This is a genomic window from Paenibacillus sp. FSL R7-0345 (genome assembly GCF_038595055.1).
GTDB lineage: Bacteria > Bacillota > Bacilli > Paenibacillales > Paenibacillaceae > Paenibacillus_AQ.
On the sequence record NZ_CP152002.1, the window covers coordinates 39,890 to 52,413 of the forward strand.

A 12,524-nucleotide genomic window follows, 5' to 3' on the forward strand; every position below is an offset into this window, starting at 1 on the left:
TGGGACAAGGAAAGAGGTGGTCGTCAGGCAATGGCTAATAACGCGCTGTTGGAAATTAAACGCAGTCTCGAAGCTCATGTCGGTCATAAGATTACGTTGCGGGCTAACGGTGGCCGCCGTAAGACCGTTGAACGCACCGGTGTCCTGGAAGAAACGTACCCTTCTGTTTTTATTGTCAAACTGGATCAGGATCAGCAGACCTTTAAGCGCGTATCCTATAGCTATGCTGACATCCTCACTGAATCGGTGGAAATCACCGTCTGTGAAGATGATGGACAGATGCAAATTGTGTATATTAAGGCTTAACGCATTACAGAACAGTCCCTTTGCGGGGCTGTTTTTGTTTGAGGCACTAAAGTAATAGTCCGGGGATTCGGGAATGAGCAGCGCACTGCAGCAGCATACTATAAGGGCAATCTGCTTATTATCCGATATTGTAAGGGAGGACTTACTGATGAGCCGCAGAAGACGGGGTATGATGTCTGAGGAACTGAAGACGGAGCTGGCCAAGGAGCTTGGCTTCTACGACACGGTCGAAAAGGATGGCTGGGGCGGAATCCGGGCCAAGGACGCCGGCAATATGGTGAAGCGCGCGATCCAGCTTGCCGAGCAGGCCGCCCGTAAATCCGATATTTAATCAGCAGCCTGTTTATGTGATCCGGGAAGGGGGAACTGCCTGTACGGCGGGCCCTCTTTTTGGCTTATCGCAAAGGTGAGGACTTTTGATCATGGACTTCATAACAAGTTTCTCATATAATATGTTAAGTTGTTTTACGGGAAAAGTTGAGGGTGGGTGAACGCCTTGAAAATGTATGAGAAAGCACCGGCCAAAATCAATTTGATGCTGGATGTGCTTCGCAAGCGTGCTGACGGGTTTCATGAAGTTGAAATGATTATGACAATGGTTGATCTGGCGGACCGTCTGGAGTTCTCGGAGCTGAAGCGTGATTCCATTATCATCTCTAGCCAGGCCGGATATATACCGCTTGATGAGAAGAACCTCGCCTTTCAGGCAGCAAGGCTTATTAAAGACCGCTACAATGTGAGAAGCGGAGTACATATCCATCTGGACAAAAGAATTCCTGTCGCTGCCGGCCTTGCCGGCGGCAGCAGTGATGCCGCGGCTACGCTGCGCGGCCTGAACCGGCTCTGGCGCCTGAACATCCCGGCGCAGGAGCTGCGGGAGCTTGGCGCAGAGCTTGGCTCAGACGTCCCGTTCTGCGTCACAGGCGGTACGGCTCTGGCCACCGGACGGGGGGAGAAGCTGACGCCGATCCCAAACCCGCCGCAGTGCTGGGTGATTCTGGCCAAGCCTCCGATCAATGTCTCCACAGCCGAAGTATACGGACGCGTGCGGGCTAATCAGATCGAAGTCCATCCTTCGGCCTCACAGATGCAGGCGGCTATTGAAGCCGGGGACTTTGGAGCAGTATGCACAGGGCTGGGCAATGTGCTGGAGGATGTAACCCTGAAGCTGCATCCGGAGGTTCAGCAGCTTAAGGAAGCCATGGTGAAGCTCGGGGCTGACGGGGTGCTGATGTCCGGCAGCGGGCCGACGGTATTTGGACTGGTTTCGAAGCAGTCCAAGGTTGCAAGAATTTATAACGGGTTGCGCGGCTTCTGCAAGGAAGTATACGCTGTACGCTCACTGACTTAACGCTTGGAGAAACGGAACCTTTTCCCAAAAGGGCAGCAGGTCCGTTTTTTCTTGTGTAATTCCGTACAAAAATGATATTATTTTTAATAATATTCGGTTTTGGCGAGGAGTATTCTGTGAAAAAACTTAAAAGAAGCCAACGTTTGGTTGACATGACCCAATTTTTGCTAGAAAAACCGCATGATCTGCTGCCGTTATCCACCTTTGCGGACCGGTATGGTGCGGCGAAGTCATCCATCAGTGAGGACCTGGCTATTATAAAAGAGGTATTTGAAGGAGAGGGAATGGGCGAGCTGCAGACGCTGGCCGGCGCAGCCGGCGGGGTACGCTACATTCCGCGCATGCCGACAGATATGGCGATGTCTTTTGTTAACCGCCTGTGCGGGGAGCTTGAGCAGAGTGACCGGATTCTTCCCGGCGGTTATCTTTATATGTCCGACCTGCTGGGTCTTCCTTCCGTAATGGAGCAGGCAGGCAAAATTATTGCTACCGCCTTTTACGGCGTAGAAATCGATGTCGTGATGACGGTAGAGACCAAAGGAATTCCACTCGCTTATGCTACAGCTGCACAGCTCGGCCTGCCTGTTGTGCTGGTCCGCCGTGACCATCAGGTAACGGAAGGCTCGGCGGTAAGCATTAACTATGTGTCAGGCTCACACAAGAGCATTCATACGATGTCTCTGTCGAGAAGGGCACTGCGCGAGAAATCCCGGGTGCTGATTGTGGATGATTTCATGAAGGCGGGCGGCACCGTACGCGGTATGGTCGACCTGCTCGGCGAATTCAATGCTGAGGTTGCCGGGGTCGGTGTGCTGGTCGAGTCAGGTGCGGTGGAGACGGAAGAACGGCTGCTGCATGACTATGTATCGCTGGTGAAGCTGACCGAGGTGGACTCCCGGGAGCGGAAAATTTCCGCGACTCCCGGGAACTATTTTTCCTCCTGGCAAGACAGAAACACCTGATTTAGCAAATTGCAGTATAGTGTCGAAATCATGAGGAATGATTAGAAAATAGCACGAAATGTGTCGAAAACAATGGTATCGCAAAAATAATCTTCTTTAGTAGTCATTTTTTGGAATCAAAAAGAAGGAATTCGCTTTGCTGTGTGGAATTATACACCAAGTCTCTGATGGAAAAAGGTGGTGAACACACACATGCAAATTACGGATGTCAGACTCCGCCGCGTCAATTCTGAGGGGAGAATGAAGGCAATCGCATCCATTACCATCGATAACGAGTTTGTTGTTCATGACATACGCGTCATCGACGGTAATAACGGGATGTTCGTTGCAATGCCCAGCAAGCGTACGCCGGACGGTGAATTCCGCGATATCGCACACCCGATCTCTTCGGGAACACGCGAGAAGATTCAATCTGCGGTTCTGGCCGAGTACGATCGCGCCGCTACGGAAGAAGAGGAAGTTATCGAAGAGGGAGCTTAGCATTCAGCTGCTGTCTCTGAGGAACGCCTGCCTGTAAGGGGTGGCGTAAGGTCAAGCCGTTTTCAATTGGGGTTCGAAGAAAAGGGAACCATGGCAGCATGGTTCTCTTTTCTTTTTGCCCGGAATGAGATATATTCAGTAGTGAGCTCAAGAAGTAGGAGGTTGGCATTCTTGAAAAGAATGGCTGTTGTACTTGCTGCAGGTCAAGGCAAGCGCATGAAATCTAAATTATATAAGGTACTGCACCCCGTCTGCGGCAAGCCGATGGTTGGGCATGTGCTTGACACCGTAAAGGCGACCGGATGTGAACGCAATATTGTAGTAGTCGGACATGGCGCAGAGGCAGTGAAGGCTTATCTGGGCCAGAATGCGGAATATGTGCTGCAGGAAACCCAGCTGGGGACCGGGCACGCCGTGAAGCAGGCCAAGGAACTTCTTGGCGGTGAAGAAGGCACGACGATTGTCATTTGCGGAGATACTCCGCTGATCACGCCTGAGACGCTGGAAGGACTAATGGCGCTGCATGAAGGACAACAGGCGGCAGCATCAATATTGACTGCTGTAATGGACCAGCCTGCCGGTTACGGACGGATTATCCGCGGTGAAGACGGCGGTGTACTGAAGATTGTTGAACAGAAGGACTGCACGGCGGAAGAGGCGACTGTAAAAGAAATTAATACAGGCACTTACTGCTTCAATAATGCTAAGCTGTTCGCTGCGCTGGAACAGGTGACGAACAACAATAATCAGCAGGAATATTATTTAACCGATTGTATCGGCATACTCCGGGCACAGGGGGATATCGTTCTGGGATATCAGGCTCATGATGCTGCGGAGTCTATTGGCGTTAACGACCGGCTGGCACTGTCTGAAGTAGAAGGACACATGCGCCAGCGGATTAACAAGACACATATGCTTAACGGGGTTACGATTATTGATCCGGCCTCGACCTATATCGGAGCGGATGTTGTGATTGGCGCGGATACCATTCTGCACCCTTCCACACTGCTCAAAGGCAAGACTGTAATCGGTGAGAACTGTGTGATCGGACCCTCAAGCGATATTGAGGATTCTGAAATCAAAGATGGCGCTTCGGTTAAGCATTCTGTGCTGAGCCAGGCTACTGTCGGAGCGCGCGCATCAGTCGGACCTTTCGCTTATCTGCGGCCGGGCGCGGTGCTTGGTGAAGAAGTGAAGATCGGGGATTTTGTTGAAGTTAAGAATGCGACAATCGGCGACGGCTCCAAAGTATCGCACTTAAGCTATATCGGGGACGCCTCTGTCGGCAAGAACGTCAATGTCGGATGCGGGGCTATTACCGTTAACTACGACGGGTATAATAAAGCAAAGACCACCATTGAGGATGACGCCTTTATCGGCAGCAATGTTAATCTGATTGCTCCGGTAACCGTAGGCAAAGGGGCTTTTGTTGTAGCAGGGTCGACAATTACACGCTCTGTTTCGGAGAATGATCTGGCTGTGGCCAGAGCAAGACAAGAGAACAAGCCGGGTTACGCAGACAAGATCCGCGCCCGTGCCAAAGCCAAGAAAGAAAAGTCCTAGTCCATCGTAAGGGCCAAAGCCAAAGCGCCGGACGAAGCACAAGAATCGTCCGGCGCTGCTTGGAAGTTAAATTCCGTCACGGAGGGTTTATATTTTATGACTTATTGCGATTCCAAATTAAAGATCTTTACTTGTAACTCCAATCCTAAGCTGGCCAGCCAGATTGCTGACTATATCGGCATTCCGATGGGGGAGTCACACACTACAAGCTTCAGTGACGGAGAGATCCAGGTTAAGCTTTCGGAAAGTGTCCGGGGCTGCCACGTCTACATTGTCCAGTCCACCTGCGGTCCGGTCAATGATAACCTGATGGAGCTGCTCGTAATGGTGGATGCACTCAAACGCGCTTCAGCCAAGAGCATCAACGTAGTTATTCCTTACTACGGCTATGCGCGTCAGGACCGCAAAGCACGTTCCCGTGATCCGATTACGGCCAAGCTGGTAGCGAACCTGATTGAGAAAGCAGGAGCGCACCGTGTGATTACCATGGACCTTCATGCTATGCAGATTCAGGGCTTCTTCGATATTCCGGTGGATCATCTGCTGGGTGTTCCGATTCTGGCTCAGTATTTCCGCTCTAAACAGATTGAGAATCCGGTTGTTGTATCACCGGACCATGGCGGTGTAGTACGGGCAAGAAAGCTTGCTGACTTCTTGAACGCTCCGCTGGCGATCATTGATAAACGCCGTCCGGAGCCGAATGTCAGTGAAGTTATGAACATTATCGGTAACATTGAAGGCAAGACCGCGATTCTGATCGATGATATTATCGACACAGCCGGTACTATCGTACTGGGGGCTAACGCTCTGATGGAAGGCGGCGTGAAGGAAGTATACGCCTGCTGTACCCACCCTGTACTGTCCGGTCCGGCGCATGAGCGTCTGGAGAATTCGCCAATTAAGGAAATTATCGTGACGGATACCATTCCGATCCGCAGCGCCAATCCGACTTCCAAGCTGAAGGTATTGTCTGTGGCTCCGCTGATGGGTGAAGCTATTATCCGCGTGCATGAGGAATTGTCGATCAGCAAATTGTTCGAGATCGAGTAGGACAAGCCGTTTCGGCCGCCGAATATTAAAAAAAGGGTTACACCTCCGTTACCGGAAGATGTAACCCTTATCGGCGTATGCCGGCCTTCTAGTACCCCGGTCGGGAAACAAAGGTAAAGATGCCGCGGTTGTAAAGGGTACCCTGAAGTTCAACAAAGCCCTCGTCAACGGCCGTTACTACACCGATAGCCACGAACACATCGTCCCTGTAGATCTCGACAGGTACAGCATACTGAATGTGATACTGGAAGTGGCGCTGAAGCGTTAGGATTTCGCCCTGATGTGGCATCGTTCATCACCTGTCTCTGGAGTATATACAGCTTATTGTACCAAAAACAGAACTCTTCTGCTTAAGAGAGGATAGAAAGGATAGGCCCGAATCATGAAATGGATTGTTGGACTCGGAAATCCGGGAACACAGTATGCCAAGACAAGGCACAATGTCGGATTTATGGCGCTCGATGAGCTTGCGTCCAGAAACGGAATAGCCTTTAACCAGAACAAATGCAAATCCGTGATCGGTGAAGGGGTAATTGGCGGAGTCAAGACTGTGCTGATTAAGCCCATGACCTTTATGAACCTGTCCGGGGAAGCGGTTCGCGCATATATGGAATACTATAAAGTGGCCCTTGAGGATCTGATCGTAGTGTATGATGATCTGGATACCGAAATCGGCAAAATCCGGCTGCGCTATCAAGGCAGTGCCGGAGGTCATAACGGCATTAAATCCATTATCCAGCATACCGGCACCCAGAGCTTTAACCGGGTACGGATGGGCATCTCCCGTCCGGAGCCAGGCTATGCTATTGTAGATTATGTGCTCTCTACCTTTCCTAAGAAGGACGGGGAGAAGCTGAACACGATGATTCTGGATACCTGTGATGCACTGGAGTTCAGTCTCCAGCATACCTTTGAGCAGACAATGGCTAAATTCAACGGATGAGAAGCAGCCCTCTTGCCTCTCCCGTGTTCCGGGCTAAATACAGAGGGCACGGGGCATACTGAAGGGTATATACTACCTTCAGGAGGCATATAGATGGCAATACACTACGTGTGCAGGCACTGCCGGACATTTCTGGGAAGCATCAATAGAAGCAGTATTACAGAAATTCAGCTGGGCCTTCACTCCTTAACCCCTGCGGAACGCAGAGACATCATAGCGTATGATTCAGACGGCGAAATCACGGTGAAGGTTACTTGCGATTATTGCAAACAGGCCTTGGATAACAATCCCGAGCTCAGCCTGCTGGCCAGCCCGCTTCAGTAAGATGAATGCGGCTGTCTCTGTTGTCAACCGTAAGCCTTGGCCTTAATGCTAAGGCTTGTTTTCGATTTCAATTATAACGGGTAACGGTGATTAATTGATCTCCGCCAAGCCTGTTTAGTAAGAGAGGTGTCTTTCGTTGTTACACGGTCTTATAGAGGCTTTTTCCAAAGATCCTGATTTCCAATCTGTCACCCGCGGCGTAGCAGCAGGCATGAAAGAGCAGCTGATCTCCGGGCTGTCCGGCTCGGCCAGACAAATTATGCTGGCAGCGCTGCATGAAGAGCTCACACGCCCCCTGCTTGTAGTAACCCATAATATGTTCTCTGCCCAGAAGATGGCCGAGGATTTGCAGGAAGCGCTTTCTCCTGACCGCGTGCTGCTATATCCGGCTAATGAGCTGGTTGCCGCTGAGGCAGCAGTGTCCAGTCCGGAGACGCTAGCCCAGCGAATTGACGTGCTTACCCGGTGTGCACAGGGTTTCCGCGGAGTTGTCGTGGTTCCGTATTCAGGCGTCCGCCGGCTGCTGCCTGCACCGCATGTAATGGCAGAAGCACAGCTGACTGTATCGCAGGAGGGAACCCTCTCGCTCGATGAGTTCCTGATGTCGATGATTGAGATGGGCTATGAGCGGGTAGAACGTGTAGAGAACCGCGGCGAGCTTAGTGTGCGCGGAGGTATTATCGACTTCTATCCGATGACCTCTGCGTTTGCATACCGGGTGGAGCTGTTTGATGATGAGGTCGATTCGATCCGAACCTTTGACCCTGCCGACCAGCGGTCCATCGATAAAGTCCGGAGTGTAAAAATTACCCCGGCAAAAGAAATTATTGCCGACCAGTCCCGCCTTGACTCAGCTGCATCAGCAGCATCGCTGATGCTGGAACACCAGCTGGAGAAGATGACCGACCGCCAGGCCAAGCTGCGCCTGCGTGAGGAAATGGGCCGCGAGCTGGAAATGCTGCGCGAAGGGACTTATTTTCCGGAAATCTATAAATATATCAGTCTCTTATATCCCGAGCGTACTCATCTGTATGACTATATGGCTGAGGATACTCTTTTGGTGCTGGATGAGCCGGCACGCCTGCTGGAGACGGCTAAGCAGCTGGAGCGTGACGAGTCCGAGTGGAATCTTCATCTGCTTCAGAACGGGAAGAATCTGCCGGACCTGCATCTTTCAGTAGATAATGATGCCATTATGTACCGCCGGCCGTTCCAGAGCCTGTTTATGTCCATCTTTTTGCGTCAGGTGCCCCATATTCAGCCTCAGAACATTCTCGGCTTCATCAGCCGGGGAATGCAGGATTTCCATGGACAGATGAATGTGCTGAAATCAGAGATGGAGCGCTGGCAGAAATCAGGCGTGAAGGTTATGATGCTGGCTAGCAGCGAGGAACGGATGGAACGGATCCGCCGGGTGCTAGACGATTACGGCATTGAGGAGCCGACACTGCTTCAGGGTAATCTGGGGTCAGGTTTTGAGCTGCCGTCCATTCATCTTGCTGTCATCACCGAGGGTGAAATGTTCTCCCAGAAGCAGCGCAAAGCGCGTAAGCTGTCTAAGGGAATTGATAATGCTGAACGGATCAAGAGCTACACAGAGCTCAAAATCGGTGATTATGTCGTTCATCAGAATCATGGTATCGGCAAATACATGGGGATTGGAACGCTTGAGGTCAGCGGGATTCACCGTGACTATATGCACATCATGTATGCCGGCGGTGACAAGCTGTCTGTGCCGATTGATCAGATCGATTTGATACAGAAATATGTCGGTTCAGAGGACAAAGAGCCGAAGGTATACAAGCTGGGCGGCAATGAGTGGACGAGAGTCACCAGCAAGGTGCGTTCTTCTGTACAGGATATCGCTGACGACCTGATCAAGCTGTATGCAGAGCGGCAAAGCGCCTTAGGCTACGGGTTTGAAAAGGATACGCAAGAGCAGCGCGAGTTCGAAGAAATGTTCCCGTATGACGAGACCCGGGACCAGCTGCGGGCGATTGAAGAAATTAAAAAGGATATGGAGCAGAACCGTCCGATGGACCGGCTGCTGTGCGGTGATGTAGGCTACGGTAAAACGGAAGTCGCTATCCGTGCTGCGTTCAAATCGGCGATCGAGGGCAAACAGGTAGCTGTACTTGTGCCGACAACGATTTTGGCCCAGCAGCATTATGAAACCTTCCGTGAGCGGTTCGGTAATTATCCGATTAATATTCAGGTACTCAGCCGGTTCCGCAGCCGCAAAGAGCAGAATGAGACCATTAAAGGCGTGAAGCAGGGAACGGTTGATGTAGTCATCGGTACACACCGGCTGCTGTCCCAGGATATGGTCTTTAAGGATCTCGGTCTGCTGATTGTCGATGAGGAGCAAAGATTCGGAGTAACACATAAGGAAAAGCTTAAAAGGCTCAAAACGAATGTCGATGTGCTGACACTTACGGCAACACCAATACCGCGTACACTGCATATGTCCATGCTGGGCGTACGGGATTTGTCGGTTATTGAGACGCCACCAGAGAACCGCTTTCCCGTACAGACGTATGTGGTTGAGCACAGCCATACCCTGACCCGTGAGGCTGTGGAGCGCGAGCTGGCCCGCGGAGGCCAGGTTTACTATCTGTATAACCGGGTGCAGGGAATTCATGAAATGGCGGCGCAGATCTCCATGCTCGTTCCGGAGGCGCGGGTTGGCGTCGGGCACGGGCAGATGTCGGAATCAGAGCTGGAAAAGACAATTCTCGATTTCCTTGACGGGGAATATGATGTGCTCGTCAGCACCAGCATTATCGAAACAGGGGTCGACATCCCGAATGTAAACACACTGATTGTGCATGATGCCGACAAAATGGGCCTGTCCCAGCTCTATCAGCTGCGCGGGCGCGTCGGACGCTCCAACCGGATTGCCTATGCCTATTTTACGTACCAGCGGGATAAGGTTCTGACAGAGGTGGCCGAGAAGCGCCTGCAGTCGATCAAGGAGTTTACAGAGCTCGGTTCCGGTTTCAAAATCGCTATGCGTGACCTTTCCATCCGCGGCGCAGGAAATCTGCTCGGCGCAGAGCAGCACGGCTTCATTGCTTCAGTCGGCTTTGATTTGTATTCACAAATGCTTGCAGAGGAAATCCGCAAACGGAAGGTCACTGTGCTCGGCGAAGAGGATACTTCGCTCAAGCAGGGTAATACAGTCATTGATTTGTCGATTGACGCCTATCTTCCGTCAGAGTATATTTACGACAGCATCCAGAAAATTGAAATCTATAAAAAGGTTGCGGCAGTGGCAGCCTTTGAGGATGCAAGTGAGCTGGAGGATGAGCTGCTTGACCGGTTCGGTGAATTGCCGGAGGCAGTAATCAATCTGCTGTCAGTCGCCAGGCTGAAAGTATACGGCAGGCTGTACGGTATGGAATCCATGGTCCGGCGCGGCGATGAGGTTTCGCTTAATTTCCATGAGGGGGGCGCAGCCGCATTTGATACGGCTAAGCTCGCCAAAGTTGGTAATAGCTTCGAAAGACGTGTACAATTTGATAGAGAGGCCAAGGCCGGCATCCGCATTAAAGCCAAGGATCTCCGTGATAAAGAGCTGCTTGATCTGCTGGAGCAGTTTCTGGCCGCAGCCAAAGAGTCGTTAAAACCGAAGGGAGAACTACACAATGTCAGTAAATAAAACAAAATCATGGAAGGTGCTGCTGGTTTCTTTAGCCGCAGCCGTTTCCTTCTCCATGCTGTCTGCCTGCAGCAGCAATAATAATAACAACGCAGCCGAGGATAACACCCAGGCTGTTGCAACTTACAAGGATGGCACGATTACAGAGAAGGAATTTGATCTGGATACCAAGGTCATGAAGTTCCTTTCCCCGCAGCAGGCTGCGTATCTGGAGATCGACGCCTTTAAGGAATCCATCCTGAAGCAGGAGGTCGCCTTTGAATATCTGGCCGGACAAGCTTCGGACGACGCGAAGAAGCAGGCCGAGAAAGAAGCGGATGTGCAGGTAAGCTCCCTGAAAGAGGCGCTGGGCGACACTTACGAAAGCTCTTTGAAGGATGCAGATCTGACCGAAGCCGAAGTCCGCTCTTACATGGTACGAGTGCTCACCGTGTATCAGGATATGCTGCTGAAAATTACCGACGAGGATCTGAAGGCTGAGTTTGAGGCAACCAAAGGTGACTATACCGTTGCCACATTACGTCATGTGCTGGTCGGTCTGACTGATGCTGACGGTAAGGAACGGACGGATGAAGATGCACTGAAGCGGGCTAACGAGGCTAAGGCTAAGCTGGATGGCGGCGAAGATTTCGCTGCTGTTGCCAAGGAGTACTCTGATGACACTACTTCGGTAGAAAGCGGCGGCGAGTATAAGGACAAGGCGCTGGGTTCCTATGTGGAAGAATTCAAGCAGGCTGCCCAGACCCTGCCGCTTAACACAATCAGTGATCCGGTAAAGACCAGCTTCGGGTATCACATCATCGAAGTGGAATCGCGCACAGAGACCACCTTTGACAAGCTGACTGACGAGCAGAAGGAAACTGCGAAGAGCACGCTGGCCTCGAAGAACCTGGAGACCTTCCTCGATAAGGAGCTTGATTCGCTTAATATCGAGATCAATCTGCCTAAGAGCACTGCGGCAGCCGACGAATCCGGAACAGAAGGCAGCGGAACTGCAGCTACTGCAGCGCCAAGCGCTACCCCGGCAGCGACAGAAGCAGCTCAATAAAGCATATATATACGGACAAGCCATCCTGACGCTTCCAAGCGAGGGATGGCTTTTTTTTGGGGGTATGAAATCATGTATATGAACGGTTAAACCGGCGCATGCTTGGTATGAATACCCGGATAATGTACGGACCTGGTGATTGTGGTTAATTCAGATCCGGATATGTATAAGGAATTGGGAAGAGATGAATACTATGGTCAGATATTACGATAAATCACTGGGATTATCCTTTCCCATATTGGACAGTAGTTGGACCATACTTCTTAAGAAAGCGGGGCAACATGTGAAATGAAAGCTACTGGTATTGTTCGCCGAATTGATGACCTGGGCCGTGTTGTTATTCCTAAAGAGATTAGACGTACACTGCGTATCCGTGAAGGGGATCCGCTGGAAATATTCGTTGATCGCGATGGCGAAGTCATATTGAAAAAATACTCCCCGATCGGGGAGCTGGGCGACTTCGCCAAGGAATATGCGGAATCGCTTTATGAGGGTACCGGACATATTACAATGATTACCGACAGGGACAGCTTCATCGCTCTGGCCGGCGGCTCGAAGAAAGAATATCTGGAAAAGCAGGTAGGAGCGCTGCTGGAGAAGGTTATGGAGAGCCGTAAGACAGCCCTTGAGACAAACAGCGGAAATTATGATATCAGTAAGGATCATTCCGATCTGCTGTCCAGCTATGTGGCGGCCCCTATTATTTCAGGCGGCGACCCGATCGGCTGTGTAGTGCTGATGAACAAGGATGAGTCAGTAAAAATGGCGCAGATGGAAATAAAGATGGCGGAGACAGCCGCCGCCTTCCTGGGCAAGCAGATGGAGCAGTAGAAGAT

Annotated in this window: 13 protein-coding genes; 12 read left to right on the plus strand and 1 reads right to left on the minus strand. The window is 51.3% G+C overall.

Going from position 1 to position 12,524, the window contains the following annotated elements:
- The first annotated feature begins 30 nt into the window (after positions 1 to 30).
- From NST84_RS00175 to NST84_RS00205, 7 genes are all read left to right on the plus strand, one after another.
- Positions 31 to 306, plus strand: a complete 276-nt coding sequence (locus NST84_RS00175; RefSeq protein WP_342563702.1) for a Veg family protein — start codon at positions 31 to 33, stop codon at positions 304 to 306.
- Positions 307 to 454: 148 nt separating this feature from the next.
- On the plus strand, positions 455 to 637 hold the full coding sequence (locus NST84_RS00180) for a small, acid-soluble spore protein, alpha/beta type (RefSeq protein ID WP_342563703.1): 183 nt from the start codon (positions 455 to 457) through the stop codon (positions 635 to 637).
- 165 nt (positions 638 to 802) lie between these two features.
- Positions 803 to 1,657, plus strand: coding sequence for a 4-(cytidine 5'-diphospho)-2-C-methyl-D-erythritol kinase (gene ispE, locus NST84_RS00185; protein ID WP_342563704.1), 855 nt, complete (start codon positions 803 to 805; stop codon positions 1,655 to 1,657).
- A 116-nt stretch (positions 1,658 to 1,773) separates the two neighbouring features.
- Positions 1,774 to 2,619, plus strand: coding sequence for a pur operon repressor (purR, locus tag NST84_RS00190; RefSeq protein ID WP_342563705.1), 846 nt, complete (start codon positions 1,774 to 1,776; stop codon positions 2,617 to 2,619).
- A gap of 192 nt (positions 2,620 to 2,811) precedes the next feature.
- A complete protein-coding gene (gene spoVG / locus NST84_RS00195) occupies positions 2,812 to 3,099 on the plus strand; it encodes a septation regulator SpoVG (RefSeq protein WP_020425826.1) in 288 nt (95 codons plus the stop codon).
- 171 nt (positions 3,100 to 3,270) lie between these two features.
- On the plus strand, positions 3,271 to 4,662 hold the full coding sequence (gene glmU, locus NST84_RS00200; RefSeq protein ID WP_342563706.1) for a bifunctional UDP-N-acetylglucosamine diphosphorylase/glucosamine-1-phosphate N-acetyltransferase GlmU: 1,392 nt from the start codon (positions 3,271 to 3,273) through the stop codon (positions 4,660 to 4,662).
- Positions 4,663 to 4,758: 96 nt separating this feature from the next.
- Positions 4,759 to 5,712 (plus strand): ribose-phosphate diphosphokinase, encoded by a 954-nt coding sequence (locus tag NST84_RS00205; protein ID WP_036678796.1) that lies wholly within the window; start codon positions 4,759 to 4,761, stop codon positions 5,710 to 5,712.
- 88 nt (positions 5,713 to 5,800) lie between these two features.
- Here NST84_RS00205 and NST84_RS00210 read toward each other — a convergent pair whose 3' ends face one another.
- Positions 5,801 to 6,001 carry a hypothetical protein gene (locus NST84_RS00210; protein ID WP_068728914.1) on the minus strand — a complete coding sequence of 67 codons (201 nt, stop codon included), beginning with the start codon at positions 5,999 to 6,001 and terminating at the stop codon, positions 5,801 to 5,803.
- Positions 6,002 to 6,094: 93 nt separating this feature from the next.
- On the opposite strand from NST84_RS00210, the gene pth reads away from it, so the two are divergent.
- The 5 genes from pth to spoVT all read left to right on the plus strand — a co-directional run bounded on the left by pth (position 6,095) and on the right by spoVT (position 12,519).
- Positions 6,095 to 6,655: an aminoacyl-tRNA hydrolase gene (gene pth / locus NST84_RS00215; protein ID WP_342563707.1), complete on the plus strand. Its 561-nt coding sequence runs from the start codon at positions 6,095 to 6,097 to the stop codon at positions 6,653 to 6,655.
- Between the two features lie 93 nt (positions 6,656 to 6,748).
- Entirely contained in the window at positions 6,749 to 6,979 is a 231-nt protein-coding gene (locus NST84_RS00220; RefSeq protein WP_342563708.1) for an anti-sigma-F factor Fin family protein, read from the plus strand.
- A gap of 136 nt (positions 6,980 to 7,115) precedes the next feature.
- Entirely contained in the window at positions 7,116 to 10,640 is a 3,525-nt protein-coding gene (gene mfd, locus NST84_RS00225; RefSeq protein ID WP_342563709.1) for a transcription-repair coupling factor, read from the plus strand.
- Positions 10,627 to 11,688 (plus strand): peptidylprolyl isomerase, encoded by a 1,062-nt coding sequence (locus NST84_RS00230; protein ID WP_342563710.1) that lies wholly within the window; start codon positions 10,627 to 10,629, stop codon positions 11,686 to 11,688. The genes mfd and NST84_RS00230 overlap by 14 nt, the downstream gene beginning before the upstream one ends.
- Positions 11,689 to 11,976: 288 nt before the next feature.
- Complete coding sequence (gene spoVT / locus NST84_RS00235) at positions 11,977 to 12,519, plus strand: stage V sporulation protein T (RefSeq protein ID WP_342563711.1); 543 nt, start codon at positions 11,977 to 11,979, stop codon at positions 12,517 to 12,519.
- Positions 12,520 to 12,524 lie beyond the last annotated feature (5 nt).